Origin of the sequence: Micromonospora sp. SD12, assembly GCF_052068495.1 — a bacterium.
Classification (GTDB): domain Bacteria; phylum Actinomycetota; class Actinomycetes; order Mycobacteriales; family Micromonosporaceae; genus Micromonospora; species Micromonospora echinofusca.
This window is the reverse complement of record NZ_JBQHDF010000006.1, coordinates 214,969-230,943: the sequence shown is the minus strand read 5'-3', so window position 1 is coordinate 230,943 and position 15,975 is coordinate 214,969. Positions and strand designations below refer to the sequence as shown.

Genomic DNA, 15,975 nt, shown 5'->3' with positions numbered 1-15,975 from the left:
GTGATACCTGGACCGGGCTGGCCGTCGGGTTCGCCGCCAGGCTGAGGAGGGCTCCACGCCTGGTGGATGGTCATCGGCGCGAGTACACCGGCAGCGGGATCTCGAAGTGCACCGTCTGGTGGGTGTCCGGGCGCCCGTCGCGGGCGTCGTGGACGGGCACGGCCACCGACCGCCAGAACCCTTCGGCGCCCTCGATACGGGTGTCGGTGTGCAGGTACAGCGCCCGGTAGCTGGCCTCAGAGGCGACGAACTCGGTGGCCAGGTGCACCAGTGCCCGGGCCAGCCCCCGGCGCCGGTGCTCCGGCCGGACGTACACCCGGAACAACTGGGCGGTGCTCTCCTGCGGGTACCGGTCGACCAGGAACCGCGGATGCGGTGGGCTCTCCGGTGCCGCCGCCCGTACGGCGGTGGTGCCGACCACCTCGTCCCCGAGGGTGGCGACGAACAGCGCGTGACGGGCCGGCCGCAGGTAGGTGTCGGCCAGGTCGATCACGTCGGCGTGCCACTGTGGGCGGTAGCCGTGACCGAAGTCGTGGTAGAAGGTGTCGAGCATGACGCTGCGGGCACCGGCGAGGTGCCGGGGCGCGGCCTGCCGCACGGTGTGGTCGCCGACGAGGTGTCCGGTCACAGTGGTTCGCTCGCTTTCATGATCACATGCTCGGTGGGGCACAGCAGGGCGCGGGTCAACGGTTGCCGACCGGCGGTGAGCAGGTCCGCGGCCGGGCCGTGCTCGACGATCCGGCCCTGGTCGAGGACGACGACGTGGTCGGCGAGCCGGGCCACGACCTCCCGGTCGTGACTGATCACGACCAGGCTCAACTCCTCCGTCCGGCGTAACTGCCCGACGAGGTCGAGGATGCGGTCCTGGGTTCCGGCGTCGAGCCCGGAGGTGATCTCGTCGCAGATCAGCAGCCGGGGCCGGGCCAGCAGGGCGCGGGCCAGGGCAGCGCGTTGTAGTTCCCCGCCGGAGAGCCGCTCGGGGTGCCGGCCGGTGAACTCCCCGGTGAGGCCCACCCGGGTGAGGACGGCCTGCGCCGCGTGGCGGGCCGCCGCCGTCTCCAGGGCACGCAGCCGTACCGCGACCCGGGCCACCTGGTCGAGCAGCGGCAGGTACGGGTGGAAACTGGCCCGGGGGTCCTGGAAGACGTACTGCACGGCGGCGAGGTCGGCCCGGCCGCGCCGGTCGAGGCTCGCCGCCAGCCGCCGCCCGTCCAGCTCGACGGTGCCGCCGGCCGGTCGGTGCAGGCCGGCGATGCAGCGGGCCAGCGTGGTCTTGCCACTGCCGGACCGGCCGACCACGGCGACGCACTGCCCGGCGGTGATGCTGGCGTCGATGCCGTGCAGGACGGTGTGCCGGCGGGCGCCGTCGCGGTGCCGGGCCATCAGTCCCGTGACGCGCAGCACCGGGGGCCGGTCCCGGTCGGGTCGGTCCCCGTCCGCCGGTCGGTCGTCGACGGCTGCGGCGGGCGGCTGGTGCAGGGCGAGGACCTCGGCGGTGGGGCCGGTGGCGCGTACCGTCCCGTTCGCCAGGACCAGGGTTCGGTCGGCGACCAGGCGTACCAGGTCCAGATCGTGGCTGAGCAGCACGACGGCCAGGCCGGCCGTGGCGAGTCCGCGCAGCTCGGTGGCGATGTCGGCCCGGTTCAGGTTGTCCTGTCCGGTGGTGGGTTCGTCGGCGATCAGCAGCCGGGCCCGGGACAGCAGCGCGTGGGCGAGGACGAGACGCTGCTGCTGCCCGCCGGAGAGCTGGTGCGGGAAGCGGCGCAGCAACTCCCGTCCGTTCGGCAGGCCCACCCGGGCGAGTGCGTCGGCCACGGCCCGGCGGAGCTGCGCCCGGCCGGTCGCGCCCGCGGCGGCGTGCCGGTGGGCGATCTCGCGGAGCACCGCCCCGATCCGGCGGACCGGGTTGAGCACGGCAGCGGGCTGCTGGGGTACGTAGGCGACGGTGCCCGGTGACGGTGGGCGGTCCGGGGTGACCGGCTGGCCCGCGATCTCGATCCGGCCGGTGAGCCGTACCCCCGGCCCGGTCTCGCCCAGCAGGGCGCGGCCGGTGGTGGTCTTGCCGCTGCCGGACGCCCCGATGACGGCCAGGACCTGCCCGGCCGCCACGCCGAACGACACGTCGTCGACCAGGAGTTTCCCGTTGTCGGTGCGGGCGCCGAGCCCGGTGACGCGGACCAGCGCGGGACTCACCGGAGCACCTCCGCCGGATCCCGGTCGACGGTGGACCGCCGGCCGGCCAGCAACTGGTCGGCGACCAGGTTGACGCCGACGGCCATGGCCACGATCAGCGCGGCCGGTACGACGACCGCCCAGGGTTGCAGGAACATGCCGGTCCGGTTGCGGTCCACCATCACCGCCCAGTCGGATACGTCGGGTGCCACCCCCACGCCGAGGAAGCTGGCGGTGGCCACCAGGTACAGGGCGCCGATGAACCGGACCCCCGCGTCGGCGAGCAGCACCCGACGGATGCCGACGGCGACGTAGCCGACGGCCCGCCGCCACCAGGTTTCCCGGTACAGCCGCATGGCCTCCATCACCGTGCCGTGGGCCAGCGGCAGCGCGGCGGCCCGGGTGACCCGGGCGATCTCGGGCAGGGCGATCAACGCGACGATCACCGTCAGGGTGGCCGGGCCGCGCGGCGCGGTGGCCGCGACGAGGATGAGCAGCAGCAGGGACGGTACGGCCAGCAGCAGGTCCAGTGGCCGCATCAGCAGCTCGTCGACCGGGCGGTGCCGGGTCGTCGCGGCCAGCAGTCCCACCGGTACGCCGACCAGGTACGCCAGCGCGGTGGCGGTGAGCGCGACCAGCACCACGGACCGGCCGCCGAGGAGCAGTTGGTCGACGACGTCCCGGCCGACGAAGTCGGTGCCGAGCGGGCCGGCCGGGTCGAACGGGCGCCCGTGCCCGGCCGGGCCGTTAACCAGCAGCGGCCCGGCCAGGGCGAGCAGCAGCGGTCCGCCGAGCAGCACCGACCCGGCGACGGTTCGCAGCCCGCGGTTCACCGCGCATCCGCCGTGCGTGGAGCGAGCCGGAACGCCACCAGGTCGGCGGCCAGGTTGACGGTCACGGTGGTGACCGCGACCAGCACGCACAGGCCCTGCACGGTGGGCACGTCACGGGCGGTGACCGCGTCGACCAGGGCGGTACCGAGGCCGGGGATGACGAACACCGCCTCGACCACGATCACCCCGCCGAGCAGCCAGTCGGTGGTGCGGGCGAGCTGCTGCACCACCGGGGCGAGGGCGTTCGGCAGCGCGTGCGCCAGCCACCGTCGGCGGGCCGGGATGCCCAGCCGGCGGGCGTGGGCGACGTACTCGGAGCGCACCGCGCCGACCATGCCGGCCCGGGTGAGCCGGCTGATCGAGCAGATCGGTCGGGCCAGCAGCACCAGCAGCGGCAGCACCAGCACCGCCGGCTGGGCCAGCAGGTCACCGCCGGTACCGACGGCGGTGGGCGGGAACCAGCCCAGATGTACGCCGAACAGGGCAGCGAGCAGGATGGCCAGCGCGAACTCGGGTACGGCGTAGAGGCCCACCGCCACCGCGGACAGTGACCGGTCGAGCCGGCCGCCCTCGCGGCGTGCCGCCAGCATGCCCATCCCGACGGCGAGGGGAACGAGCAGCAGCAGGGTCGCCGCGGCCAGCAGGACCGTCGGTGCGGCGGTGGCCGCCAGCACCTCGGTCACTGGCCGGTGCGAGATCAGCGATACACCCAGGTCGCCGTGCAGCAGGTCGACCAGCCAGTCCAGGTAGCGTTCCCCGGCCGGTCGGTCGAGTTCGAGCTGGGCCCGGATGAGCGCGATGCGCGCCGGGTCGGGCTGGTCGCCGGCGATCACCACCGCCGCGTCCCCGGGCAGCGCCTCGGTGAGGACGAACACGGCGGTGGCGACACCGGCGACCTGCCCGACGCCGAGCAGTAGCCGCCCGGCGGCGTAGCGGGACAGGCTCAACCCAGCCAGACCTTGTCGAAGCGGGCCCAGTCCAGGGTGTTGGCAGGGGCGTCGGCGGAGACCCCGCCGACGTTCGGGCCGGTGGCGACCAGGAAGTCGGCGAACCCCCAGATCAGGAAGCCGCCCTCGGCGTGCAGCATCCGCTGCATGTCGTCGTACGTCTGCCGGCGGGCCGCCCCGTCGGCGGTGGACACCGCCTTGGCGTAGAGCGCGTCGAAGTCCGGGCGGGCCCAGCGGGTGGCGTTGGTGGTGGAGTTGGTCAGCAGCCGCTGGGAGATGTGCGTCTCGATCGGCATGGCCCCGGAGCGGTAGCAGGCCAGGACCCCGTTGGTCAGGATGTCCTTCCAGTAGGTGTCCTTGTTGCCGGTGGCCGGTACCACGGTGAGGCCGACCTGGCGGGCCTGGTCGGCGAGCACGGTGGCCGCCTCGACGAATCCGCTGGCCACGGCGGCGGTGTCCAGGGTGATCCGCAGCCCCTTCGCGCCGGCCCGGTCGATGAGGAAGCGGGCCCGGTCGAGGTCCCGGGTGCGTTGCGGGATGTCTGCGGCGTAGTACTGGTAGCCCTTGCCGTAGAGGTCGTTGCCGACCTGGCCGGCACCGGAGAGGACCGTGTCGACGAGCTGCTGCCGGTCGGTGAGCAGGAACATCGCCTCGCGCAGGTCCCGGTTGTCGAACGGCGGCCGGTCGACCTTCATGGTGAAGCCCTGCATGGTGCTGTTCGCCATCCGGGTGATGGCCACCCGTCGGTCACCGGCGTGGGTACGGGCGGTGGTGGGGGTGATGTCGTGTGCGTACTCCACCTGCCCGGCGAGCAGCGCGTTGATCCGCGCCGACTCGTCGTTGCTGATCAGGTACTCCAGCTCGTCTAGGTACGCCGCTCCGTCCCAGTGCTCGGGGTTGCGCTTGAGCAGCAGCGACCGGCCCGGCTGGAAGGAGTCGAAGACGAACGCGCCGGAGCCGACCGGCCGGTCGAAGGTCTCCGTGCCCTCCGGCACGATGTAGGCGCCGAACGCGGCGAGCAGGTTGCCGAACTCGGCGAACGGGCGGGTCAGAGCGAACTCGACGGTGCGTTCGTCGACCGCCCGGCTGGCCCGAAGGTCGATCATCGCCAGGCTGGCCTTCGCCCGGAACGCGCGCTTGGGGTCGGTGATCCGGGCGTAGCTGGCCAGCACGTCGGCAGCGCGGACCGGGCGGCCGTCGTGGAAGGTGGCCTCGCGCAGGCTGACCCGCCACCGGGTGAGATCGGCGGTGGGTTCCCAGCGCTGCGCCAGGCGCGGCTGGATCGACACGTCCGGGCCGTAGTCGGCGAGCTTGTCGTACATGGCCTTGGCTCGGGACGCCTCGACGAAGAGGTTCGCCAGGTGTGGGTCGAGGGTCTCGTTGGCGCCGCCACCGGCGAATGCGGCCCGCAGCCGGCCGCCGCGCCTGGGCTGCCCGGTCGGGACGGTGGCCGGCGCGTTGTCGGTACCGCAGCCGGTGAGCAGCACCGCGGAGAGCGCGGCGGCACCGCCGAGCAGGCCGCGACGGCTCAGCCCGCCTGCGGTGCCGGTCAGAAAGGGGGTCATGCGTGGCTTGTCCTTCCGAGGGTGTGCGTGGTTCGGGCCGCGTCGCCGCGGCGGCGGGCGACCAGGTGCAGGCGGTCACCGGAGAGCGTGGTGGACAGTTCGGCGTCCGGCTGCCACGGCGGTTCGGTACGCGGGCCGGGCAGGTCGAACAGGGCGAGTACGTCGAACCCGGCGGCGTCGAGCAGGTGCCGCAGTTCCAGGGGGAACAGCAGCCGCCAGGCGGAGTTCTGCACCAGCGGCTGCCCGCAGCCCGGCCAGGTCCAGACCCGTTCCCGGCGCAGCAGTTGCGCGGCGTGGTCGATCCAGAGCCGGGTCCGTGAGGTGTAGGCGACGCCGCGCCAGGTGACCGTGCGGGTGCGTGGGGCGTCCAGCAGGTCGGTGTTGCCCAGGAAGTACGCGCCGTTGCGCATCTCGGCGACCAGCAGCCCGCCGGGCACGAGGTGGGCGTGGCAGCGGTCCAGGAACGCGGTCAGGTCGGCGTTGCGGTGGCAGTACAGCATCGCGCTGTCCAGGCAGGTGACGACGTCGAAACGGGTACCGAGGTCGAAGTCGCGCATGTCGGTGGCCACGAACCGGACCTGCCGGTGGTGCCGGCGGGCGTGGAGCAGCATCCGGGCGGAGGTGTCCAGCCCGGTCGCCGCGTACCCGATCCGGGCCAGGTGGCCGGCGTCCCGGCCGGTACCGCAGCCGATGTCGAGCAGCCGCCGTCCCGGTCCGCCCTGCGGGGCGAAACGCCGCACCAGGTCGTCGACGAAGGTCGCCGCCGCATGATGCGGGTCCGGGAACTGCGCCTCGTACAGTTCGGGGTTGTCGGTGAGCAGGTTGGCCGTGGCCACGACCGGGTCGGTCATGCGGGCACCTCCGCGTCGACGGGTACCGGTCGGGGTCCGAGCCGACGCCGGCGGTGCAGCAGCCGGACCGCTGCCGCCGAGGCCAGGCCGAGCGCCGCGCAGAGCAGCCAGGCGCCGGCCGGTACCGCGGCACCGTCGCCGTCGCCCATCACCCGGCCGACCGTCGTGGTGGCCGCCGCCGCGACCACTCCGGAGACCAGGTAGAACAGGCCGAAGTAGGTGCCGGTCAGGCCGGCGCGGGCGAAGCCGGGGATCAGTTCCAGTACGAACGGCTGGGCGATCATCACCCCGACGGCGAGCAGCACGGCTGCGCCGAGGACGGGCAGCAGCCCGACCGGCCCGGTGCCGGCCGGTAGCAGCGGCAGCAGGAAACCGCTGCCCATGGCCGCCATCCCGACCGTGATCGCGGTGCCCCGGGCCATCCGACCGGACAACCAGCGGGTCAGCGGGACCTGCCCGGCCAGGGTCACCACGGTCGACGCCACGAACAGTGCCGCCACCGCCACGGGTGACCCGGTGGCGTGTTCGGCCTGGACCGGCAGGACCAGGTAGAGCTGGTTCTGCAGGGCGAACATCGCACTCAGCGCGAGGGTGAAGACGAGGAACCGGCGGTCGGTGAGGCACTCCCGCCAGTCCCGGCCGAGGGCCTGCCCGCTGCGCGCCACCGGCTGCGGGGGCAGGACGAGTGCCTGCGCGACGGTCAGTGCCGCGAAGACCGCCGCCGCGCCCCACGCGGCGGCGGTGAAGTCGACCAGCAGCAGCGCGCTGCCGACCAGCGGGCCGAGCAGCGCGCCGGCGCTGGCGAACACGTTGAAAAGGGCGAACGCCTCGGCCCGACGGTCGGGGGCGGCCTGGGCGAGGTAGGCGCGGACCGCCGGGTTGAACAGCGCCCCGGCCAGCCCGGACAGCACCGACGCGGCGAGCAGCGCCGGCAGGGACACTCCGAGGGCGAACACCGCGAAACCGACGGTACGCAGCGCACAGCCGGCGATGATGACACCCCGGGCACCGAGCCGGTCGGCGGCGGACCCACCGATCAGGAACATGCCCTGCTGGCTGAGGTTGCGTACCCCGAGCACCAGCCCGATCAGGGCGGCGGAGAGGCCCACCTCGTCGGCGAGGTAACCGGCGAGGTAGGGCAGCAGCATGTAGAAGCCGATGTTGACGCCGAGCTGGTTGACCACCAGCAGCCGGACCGGCAGCGGGAAGCTGCGCAGCGTCGCCCAGGTGGCGGTCATCGGGGCGCCACCGCCCGGTCACCGGTCCCGGCCGGGGTGACCCCGAGCCCCGACGTGCCGGCCAGCCGCAGGGTCCCGTCGTGACCGCCCAGGCCGGTCCACGGGTCGTCGGCCAGCAGCAGGTGCCCGTCGAGGTCCACCCAGCGGGCCCGCGCGCTCAGGTGTACGGCAGGGGCGATGCCGAGGGAACTGGCGACCAGGCAGCCGAGCATGATGTCCATGCCGTAGCCGGTGGCGACGTCGATGATCTCCCGGGCGGCGGTGATCCCGCCGCACTTGGCGAGCTTGACGTTGACCCCGGCCACCGCTGCGGCCAGCCGGTGCACGTCGGTGACGGTGACGGCGTCCTCGTCGGCGACGACCGGCACCGGGGTACGGGCCGCGATCCAGGCCAGCCCATCCGGGTCACCGGGTGGCACCGGCTGTTCGACGGCGTCGACGCGGTGTGCCGCCATGGCCTCCAGCAGCCGGACGGCCTGCTCGGCGTTCCAGCCGCCGTTGGGGTCCAGCAGCAGCCGGGCCTGCGGGGCGGCGGCCCGCACCGCCGCGACCCGGGCCAGGTCGGTCGCGTCGCCGGCCTTGATCTTCAGCGTGGTGAAACCGGCTGCGACCAGCCGCCGCGCGGCCGCGGCCGCCGCGTCGGGCGCGACCAGCCCGAGGGTGTACGCCGTGCCGACCGGGGTGCCGTCGCGCAGCCCGAGCAGTCGGTGCACCGGTACGCCGGCCCGCCGTGCGACGAGGTCATGCACGGCGGCGTCCAGCGCGGCCCGTACTCCGGGCGTCACCGCCCCGGTCAGCGTGGACAGGTCCGCGTGCAGTGTCTCCGGGTCGGGGTAGCCGGCGATCCGGCCGGCGACACCGGCCAGCGTGGTGATCGCCGTGGTCAGGTCCAGCCGCTGGTAGTTGCTGGTCACCAGCTCGCCGTGGCCACTGACCCCGTCGTGGCTGACGGTGACCTGCACCGCGTCACGTCCGGCCATGCTGGACCGGGAGATTCTCAGCGGCTCACGCAGCACCAGCGGGTACGACCGCCAGGTCAGTTCCATGCCGGCCCCCGTGCCCCGCCCGGTGCAGCCGTGCCCGGTGCCGTGCCGCTCGCCGTGGTCTCGCGCCGCCCGGTCGGACCGACCGGATCGACGACGACCCGGCAGCGGCTCCACCGGCTCACCTCGACCGCCTGTGGATGATGGATCTCCACCGGATGCCCCCGGGTCGGGCCGAGCAGCCCGTGCCGGGCGCAGTAGCCGTCGTCGAAGATGGAGTCGAGGTAACGGTGCGGTCCGTCGGGGAAGACGGTCAGTACCCTGGCGCCAGGCTGGGTACGGGCCGCCCAGGCGGATACCCGGGCCACTGCGCCGGTGCTCCACCCGCCGGTGACGAAGTTGCTGGTCGCCAGGCGCCGGCAGCTGTCCACCGCCTCGGCCGGGCCCACCCAGTGCACCTCGTCGAACGCCCGGTAGTCGACGTTGCGGGGGTGGATGCTGCTGCCCAGGCCCCGCATCAGCCGAGAGCGGGCCGGCTGGCCGAAGATGGTCGAGCCGACGGTGTCGACCCCGACCAGTCGCAGCGCCGGCCAGTGCCGGCGCAGCGCCCTGGCCAGTCCGGCGCTGTGCCCGCCGGTGCCCACACTGCACACCAGCACGTCGACGGCGTCGACCTGCCCGGCGATCTCGTCGGCCAGCCCGGCGTAGCCGGCGGCGTTGTCCGGGTTGTCGTACTGGTCCGGCCAGTACGCCCCGGGCAGGCCGGCCCGGATCTCGGCGAGCCGGTCGAGGCGGGCCTGCTGCCAACTGCCCACCGGGTGCGGTCGGTCCACCACCTCCAGCCGGGCCCCGTACGCGCGCAGCAGGGCCCGCATCGACGGTTCCAGCTCACCGTCGACGACCAGGACCACCGGGTGCCCGAGGGCCTGCCCGGCGAAGGCCAGCCCGATGCCGAGAGTGCCGCTGGTCGACTCGACCACCGGGGCACCCGGGCGCAACTCGCCCCGCATCCGGGCTCCGGTGAGCATGGACACCGCCGCGCGGGCCTTCATCCCACCGGGGCTGAGACACTCCACCTTCGCCCAGAACCCGTCGTGCGGGTACGGCAGCGGGGTGTCCACGAACAGCACCGGGGTGTGTCCGACCAGGTTCAGCAGGTGCGGGGCGGTCACGGTGCCGCCCGGTACTGGTAGAGCGGCGTCGGGCCGCCGTCGAGCCAGAAGAACGGGTACGGCTCGGCGGACACCGCGGTCACACCCGTGCCGACGAACCAGGGAAGCACCCCACTGCCGGTCTGGGCGAACATCACCAGCGGGGTACCGGTGGCCGCCGCGTGTGCCAGCAGCGGCGCGAAACTGCCGTTGCCCAGGGTCATCCCGGAGGCCAGGATCGCGTCGGCCGCGCCGAGCAGCGCCTGCGCGTCGGGCAGGCAGGCCTCGTCCCACTCGGTCCGGCCTCCCGCGTAGTCGCAGGGCAGGTAGCGCAGACCGCGTCGGCGCAACTGCTCCAGCAGCGAGTTGACCACCCCGATCACCAGTACCGTCTGCCCGGGTGTGCAGGGCAGCAGGTCCACGACGGCCGCCGCGCGGGCGGTCGACTTCGCCAGGGACGTACCGGCGGGCACGGTCAGCACCGTGTCGGCCGCGTCCAGGTGCGGGCGGACCGTGAGCAGGTACGCGTCCAGCGCCGCGACCCGCACCGGCAGCGCCGGATGGGTCAGCAGCTCCGCCACCGACTGGCCGACGCAGGCGTAGGCAACGTCGTCGGGCAGTTCGTCCGGCTCGACGGCGCACGAGCCGACCGCCGCCCCGACCCGCAGGCTGAGCACATGGTTGCGGTAGCCCCGGCCCCGGGTGACGTGCCGGGCCCCCTGGCGGGTGACGAAGCCGACGCTGACCCGCTGCTGTGCCGGATCGGGGCCGACCCGGCCGTCGCGCACGTCGGTGACCAGCGCGCCGAACGACCGGTACCCGGGTCGGACGGCCGGGCCGGTCACGCCGGCACTCCGGCCGGCACCCCGGCGTACCCGACCCGCAGGCCGGCGACCAGCCGGTCCGCCAGCGACCGGGCGCCGGCACCCGTGGGGTCGACGACCATGACGTGACCCAGGTAGTGGTTGTTGCTGCTGGCCTCCCCGGCCCGGTGCCCGGCCGGTTTCACCGCCCAGTCCACCACCCGGGGCTCGGCGGCCACCGCCTCGGTGCCGGTGATCCCGGTGACCGTGCCGGGGCGTGGGGGTAGCAGGAACGCGATCGCCGCGCTGCGTACCCCGGTGTCGGTCGGGGTCAGGTCGGGCCGCTCGCCGAGCGCCAGTTGCGCGTACCCCATCGGCAGGTCGATGCCGGTGACCCGGCGGACCAGTTCGGTGATCTGGTTGCCCGCGGGCCGGGGGTTGACCTCCACCACCCGGGGGCCGTCCGGGGTCAGCCGCAGCTCGGTGTGGGCCACGCCGTGGTCGAGCCCGACCGCGGCCAGGGCGGCGGTGGCCGTCGCGCCGACGGCGCGGGCGAGGGCGGCGTCGACGGGCGCGGGGAACATGTGCCCGCTCTCCACGAATCCGGAGGTGCCGGCCAGGCTCTTGTCGGTCACCCCGATCACGGTGGTGACGCCGTCCACAATGACCGTCTCCACACTCACCTCCGGCCCGTCCAGCAGTTTCTCCAGCAGCACCAGCGGCATCCTCGGCTGGCGTCGGGCGTTGACCGGGAAACCGGCCAGTGCGTCGTAGGCCGCCCGCAGTTCGGTCCGGTCGTCCACCCGACGGACGTACATGCCGGCGCAGAGGTCGACGGGTTTGACCACCAGCGGGTAACCGATGCCGTCGGCCGCGTGGCTGGTAGCGGTCCAGTCCTGGGTCACCGCGAACGCAGGCTGGGGGACCCCGGCCCGATGCATCGCGGCGCGGGCCAGATCCTTGCGGTACGCGCACTCCACCGCCTCCGGCGCGGCGCCCGGTAGGCCCAGGTGCGCGGCCAGCCGGGCGACGGTGCCGAGGTAGTAGTCGCAGGAGGTGACCACCCCGTCGAAGCGCAGCACCCGATGGACGTCCTCCACGAAGGACACCAGTCTCGGCAGGTCGTTGGTCTCGGTCGTCAGCACGTTCTCGGCCGCCAGTAGCGGGTGCGGCCTGTCTGTCGGCGCGCTGCGGAGGTAGTGGTGCAGGTCGCGGGTCAGGAACGAGAAGCGGTGACCGGCCTCTCGGATGGCCCTCGGTAGCAGGCCGCTCATGGCGCCTACCCAACTCTCGACCACCAACAGATGCGCCATCGCCGACTCCGCTCCCTGCGACTACCGGATTCGGTGATGGTAACGGTTTTCATTTCGAATGACTAGGTCGACACTCCCGTCACATCTGGTGTGGATCGGCCCGGCTGACCTCGTCGATCAGGCCGGCGAGCAGTGCCGTCCGGGGTGCGACGGAGCCCAGGTCCAGCCATTCCGAGGGGCTGTGGTCGTTGCCGCCGACCGGGCCGAGCCCGTCGAGCACCGCCGCGCCGGCTTCGGCGAGAAGGTTCGCGTCGGCGCAGCCACCGGTCGCGGTGTGTGACACCGGTACGCCGAGCCCGGCGCCGACCTTCGCGGCGAGTTCGGTGAGCCGCTGCCCGGCCGGCCCCAGTTCCCACGGTGGGGTGGGGGCGTGCACGGCCACCTCGGCGCGCACCCCGCAGACCCACGGCTCGACGACCAGGCGGCGGATCTCGGCGAGCGCGGCCTCGTACTCCCGGCTGTGCCAGGCACGCAGGTCGACGAGCATTCTGGCCCGGTCCGGGACGACGTTGGGCCGGTCGCCGGCGGTCAGGTGGCCGACGTTGACGGTGACCCCCGGCCACCGGCCGTTGAGGGCGTCCAGGGCGACGGTCAGCCGGGCGGCGGCGAGCAGGGCGCTGGCTCCGCGTTCCGGTTCGATGCCGGCGTGGGCGGCCCGACCCCTCAGGGTGACCTCCAGGTCGGCGACGCCCTTGCGCGCCGACACCAGGTCGCCGTTGTCGCGGGCGCATTCCAGGCAGAGGGCCACGTCGGCAGCGGATCCGAGGGTACGCAGCAGCGTCCGGCTGCCCGTCGACCCGATCTCCTCGTCGGGGGTGCAGACCAGCACCAGCTCGGCGTACTCCGTCCGGTCGAGCGCGAGGAGGACCTCGACGGCGGCCAGACCCGCGAGCACGCCGCCCTTGTCGTCGCTGACCCCCGGTCCGTACGCGCGGCCGTTCTGCACCCGGAACGGACGGGCGGCGGCCGTGCCGGGCGGGAAGACGGTGTCGAGGTGGCCGGCGAGCAGGATCCGCCGGCGGCCCCGGCCGCGGTGCCGGCCGATCAGCACGTCGCCGAGGGGCCGGCCGGACGGGTCCGCCACCGGTTCCCGCTCGACGGCCATGCCGGCTTCCAGGCACCAGGTCTGCATCAGGTCGGCGACCTGCCGCAGGCCGTCCACCTGTCCGGACCCGGAGTCGATGTCGACCAGCCGGGCGAGTCGCTCGTGGTAGGGGGCGAGCCGGTTCCCGGCCGCCGCGAGCAGCTCCGCACTGTGCAATGCCCCGCCGCTCACGGTGCCTGCCTTTCGTTCGGGGCTGCGGGGCTCCGCTTCGCTGCACTCCTCGCGCTCACGGTGCTTGCCTTTCGTTCGCGCCTGCGGGGCTCCGCTTCGCTGCACTCCTCGCGCTCACAGGACCTTGTCCAGGAAGGCGCGGGTGCGGTCGTGCTTCGGGTTACCGAGCACGTCGCGCGGTGTGCCCTCCTCGACGACGCAGCCACCGTCGAGGAACGCGACGGAGTCGGCGACCTCACGGGCGAAGCCCATCTCGTGGGTGACCACGACCATCGTCATGCCGTCGGCGGCGAGGCCCTTCATCACGTCGAGGACGTCGCCGACGAGTTCCGGGTCGAGCGCCGAGGTCGGCTCGTCGAAGAGCATCAGCTTGGGGTGCATGGCCAGTGCGCGGGCGATGGCGACCCGCTGCTGCTGCCCGCCGGAGAGCTGACCGGGGTAGCTGTTCGCCTTCTCGGCGAGACCCACCCGTTCCAGCAGGGCCGTCGCCTCGGCGCGGGCCTGGTCGCGGGGGGTGCCGAGGACACGTACGGGTGCCTCGACGACGTTGCCGAGCGCGGTGAGGTGCGGGAAGAGGTTGAACCGCTGGAAGACCATGCCGATGTCGCGGCGGCGACGGGCGACCTCGCGGGCCTTCAACTCGTACAGCTTGTCGCCCTGGCGACGGTAGCCGACCAGTTCACCGTCGACCCAGAGCTGGCCGCCGTCGATGCGTTCCAGGTGGTTGATGCAGCGCAGGAAGGTGGACTTGCCGGAGCCGGAGGGCCCGAGCAGGCAGGCAACCTCGCCGGGGGCGACGGTCATGTCGATGCCCTTGAGGACCTCGACCGGCCCGAACCTCTTGGTGACGCCCTCGGCCCGCACCATGGGTTCGGCCCCGGCCTGGCGGGTGGGGCTGATGGAGGTGTCGGTCTGGGTGGTCATCGGACTCCTCCCCGGGCGAAGCCACGGCCGAACCGCCGCTCGATCGCCCACTGGCCGGCGGACAGCACGCTGACGAGCGCGAGATACCAGATCGCCGCCACGACGAGCAGCGGGATCACCTTGTAGTTGCCCTGGTAGACGGTCTGCACGGCGGTCATCAGGTCACGGCCGGCGATGATCGACACCAGCGCGGTGGACTTGAGCATGGTGATGGTCTCGTTGCCCATCGGCGGGATGATGACCCGCATGGCCTGGGGCAGGACGACCCGGCGCAGGGTGAGCGTGGGGCTCATGCCGAGGGCTGCGGCGGCCTCGCTCTGCCCGGTGTCCACGGCGAGGATGCCACCCCGGATGACCTCGGCGGCGTACGCCATCTCGTTGAGCGACAGGGCGAGGACGGCGGCGACGGTGCCGGTGACCACGACGCTGGTCGGTTTGTCGAACAGGACCAGGTCGGTGAACGGCAGGCTGAACGTGATCCGGGGGAAGAGCGCGCCGAGGAAACCGAAGAAGATGATCTGCACCAGCAGGGGAGTGCCCCGGAAGACCCAGACGAAGGCCCAGGAGACACCCCGCAGTACGGGGTTGGCCGACAGCCGCATCACCGCGAGCAGGACGCCGCCGAGGGTGCCGAGCACCATGGCCAGCAGGGTCAGCCAGAGCGTGGTGACCACGCCGTCGAGGATGTAGTCCCTGAACAGGTACTTGCCGATGGTGGCGGGTTCGAGGTTGGGGCTGTCCAGCAGAGCCCGGAGGAAGAGGGCCGCCACGCCGACCACGAGGATCGCGGCCAGCCAGCGTCCGTAGTGTCGTACGGGGACGACCCGTACGGTCTCGGTGTCGCTCGTCATTGGGTTGCCTCCAGCGGGGGACGGGGTGCGGCGGTCGCCGGGCGCGCCTTCCGGGCCCGCCCTCACGGGGTGTCGAAAGGGCGCCCGGCGACCGCGGTTCAGGGAGTCGTCTCCGCCGGGGTCAGTCGATGGCCTGGTCGATGGTGGCCTGCTTGACCGCGATCGGCTCCTGCTTCCACTGGGCGAGGATCTTGGTGTAGGTGCCGTCGTCGATCAGCGACTGCACGGCGGCCTGGTACGCCTGGGCGAGTTCCCTCTGTGCCTTCAGGAACCCGAAGCCGTTGGGGCTGGCCAGCCAGCCGTTCGGGGCGGACGGGTCCTCGACCAGGTCGGCCTTGCCGGTCAGGGCGGGGGCGATGTCCACCAGGTTGACCTTGGTGGCGGCGACCACGTCGACGTTGCCGGCGATGAGGGCCTGCACCGCCTGCGGGTTCTCCGGGTACTCCTTGACCTCGACGGCTCGGCCGGCGCAGTCGGACCTGCTGTACTCCGCGAGGTTCTTGGCCTGGTTGCTGGCCTTCTGCACGGCCACCTTGCGTCCGCAGAGGTCGGCGACGGTCTGCACGCCGAGCGGGTTGCCGGTCTTGACGAGGAAACCGGTGCCGGAGGCGGAGTAGTCGACGAAGGTGGCGACCTGCTGGCGTTCCTTCTTGTCGGTGATGCCGCCGGCGATGGCGTCGTACTTGGCGGCCTGGAGGCCGGGCACGAGGCCGTCGAAGGGCTGCTGGGTGAAGGTCGCCTTGATGCCGAGCCGGGCCGACGCGGCCAGGAACAGGTCGTGGTCCAGACCCTTGAACTCGTCGGTGCGGCCCTCGGTCTTGAAGTCGATGAAGGGTTCGTACGGGGCGTTGGTGGCGACGGTGATGGTGCCCCGGTCCCGGATGTCGCCGGGGACCTTCCGGGCGAGGGCGGCGTCGGTGGTGACCTCACCGACACCCTCGATGGTGACGGAGACGGTCGTGACCTCGTCGCCGGAGCCGGCGGCGGTGGAGTCGCCGCCGCAGCCGGCGGTGACCGCGAGGAGGGCCGAGGCCACGGTGGCCAGGGTGAGGTGACGGATGCGCATGG

Annotated in this window: 15 protein-coding genes; all 15 read right to left on the bottom strand. The window is 73.2% G+C overall.

Annotated features, from left to right (window positions below; all coding sequences use genetic code 11):
• Positions 1–70: 70 nt before the first annotated feature.
• The 15 genes from ACTMS2_RS15250 to ACTMS2_RS15180 all read right to left on the bottom strand — a co-directional run bounded on the left by ACTMS2_RS15250 (position 71) and on the right by ACTMS2_RS15180 (position 15,973).
• Positions 71–628 carry a GNAT family N-acetyltransferase gene (locus ACTMS2_RS15250; RefSeq protein ID WP_441175951.1) on the bottom strand — a complete coding sequence of 186 codons (558 nt, stop codon included), beginning with the start codon at positions 626–628 and terminating at the stop codon, positions 71–73.
• Entirely contained in the window at positions 625–2,193 is a 1,569-nt protein-coding gene (locus tag ACTMS2_RS15245) for an ABC transporter ATP-binding protein (RefSeq protein WP_441175950.1), read from the bottom strand. The genes ACTMS2_RS15250 and ACTMS2_RS15245 overlap by 4 nt, the downstream gene beginning before the upstream one ends.
• Positions 2,190–3,005, bottom strand: coding sequence for an ABC transporter permease (locus tag ACTMS2_RS15240; protein ID WP_441175948.1), 816 nt, complete (start codon positions 3,003–3,005; stop codon positions 2,190–2,192). The genes ACTMS2_RS15245 and ACTMS2_RS15240 overlap by 4 nt, the downstream gene beginning before the upstream one ends.
• The gene (locus tag ACTMS2_RS15235; protein WP_441175947.1) at positions 3,002–3,952 is read right to left on the bottom strand and encodes an ABC transporter permease; all 951 of its coding nucleotides are present in this window, start codon (positions 3,950–3,952) and stop codon (positions 3,002–3,004) included. The genes ACTMS2_RS15240 and ACTMS2_RS15235 overlap by 4 nt, the downstream gene beginning before the upstream one ends.
• The gene (locus ACTMS2_RS15230) at positions 3,949–5,517 is read right to left on the bottom strand and encodes an ABC transporter substrate-binding protein (protein WP_441175946.1); all 1,569 of its coding nucleotides are present in this window, start codon (positions 5,515–5,517) and stop codon (positions 3,949–3,951) included. Before ACTMS2_RS15230 ends, ACTMS2_RS15235 begins: the two co-directional genes overlap by 4 nt.
• On the bottom strand, positions 5,514–6,368 hold the full coding sequence (locus ACTMS2_RS15225; protein ID WP_441175945.1) for a class I SAM-dependent methyltransferase: 855 nt from the start codon (positions 6,366–6,368) through the stop codon (positions 5,514–5,516). The genes ACTMS2_RS15230 and ACTMS2_RS15225 overlap by 4 nt, the downstream gene beginning before the upstream one ends.
• The gene (locus tag ACTMS2_RS15220) at positions 6,365–7,606 is read right to left on the bottom strand and encodes an MFS transporter (protein WP_441175944.1); all 1,242 of its coding nucleotides are present in this window, start codon (positions 7,604–7,606) and stop codon (positions 6,365–6,367) included. The genes ACTMS2_RS15225 and ACTMS2_RS15220 overlap by 4 nt, the downstream gene beginning before the upstream one ends.
• The gene (locus ACTMS2_RS15215) at positions 7,603–8,652 is read right to left on the bottom strand and encodes a dipeptide epimerase (protein ID WP_441175943.1); all 1,050 of its coding nucleotides are present in this window, start codon (positions 8,650–8,652) and stop codon (positions 7,603–7,605) included. Before ACTMS2_RS15215 ends, ACTMS2_RS15220 begins: the two co-directional genes overlap by 4 nt.
• Complete coding sequence (locus ACTMS2_RS15210) at positions 8,643–9,761, bottom strand: PLP-dependent cysteine synthase family protein (protein ID WP_441175942.1); 1,119 nt, start codon at positions 9,759–9,761, stop codon at positions 8,643–8,645. The genes ACTMS2_RS15215 and ACTMS2_RS15210 overlap by 10 nt, the downstream gene beginning before the upstream one ends.
• On the bottom strand, positions 9,758–10,585 hold the full coding sequence (locus ACTMS2_RS15205; protein ID WP_441175941.1) for a Rossmann-like domain-containing protein: 828 nt from the start codon (positions 10,583–10,585) through the stop codon (positions 9,758–9,760). Before ACTMS2_RS15205 ends, ACTMS2_RS15210 begins: the two co-directional genes overlap by 4 nt.
• Complete coding sequence (locus ACTMS2_RS15200; RefSeq protein WP_441175940.1) at positions 10,582–11,817, bottom strand: ATP-grasp domain-containing protein; 1,236 nt, start codon at positions 11,815–11,817, stop codon at positions 10,582–10,584. Before ACTMS2_RS15200 ends, ACTMS2_RS15205 begins: the two co-directional genes overlap by 4 nt.
• Before the next feature lie 118 nt (positions 11,818–11,935).
• Positions 11,936–13,132, bottom strand: coding sequence for a M20/M25/M40 family metallo-hydrolase (locus tag ACTMS2_RS15195; RefSeq protein ID WP_441175939.1), 1,197 nt, complete (start codon positions 13,130–13,132; stop codon positions 11,936–11,938).
• A 114-nt stretch (positions 13,133–13,246) separates the two neighbouring features.
• Complete coding sequence (locus ACTMS2_RS15190; RefSeq protein ID WP_441175938.1) at positions 13,247–14,056, bottom strand: amino acid ABC transporter ATP-binding protein; 810 nt, start codon at positions 14,054–14,056, stop codon at positions 13,247–13,249.
• Positions 14,053–14,907 carry an amino acid ABC transporter permease gene (locus ACTMS2_RS15185; RefSeq protein ID WP_441175937.1) on the bottom strand — a complete coding sequence of 285 codons (855 nt, stop codon included), beginning with the start codon at positions 14,905–14,907 and terminating at the stop codon, positions 14,053–14,055. The genes ACTMS2_RS15190 and ACTMS2_RS15185 overlap by 4 nt, the downstream gene beginning before the upstream one ends.
• 121 nt (positions 14,908–15,028) lie before the next feature.
• Positions 15,029–15,973 carry a transporter substrate-binding domain-containing protein gene (locus tag ACTMS2_RS15180; RefSeq protein ID WP_441175936.1) on the bottom strand — a complete coding sequence of 315 codons (945 nt, stop codon included), beginning with the start codon at positions 15,971–15,973 and terminating at the stop codon, positions 15,029–15,031.
• Positions 15,974–15,975: the final 2 nt, after the last annotated feature.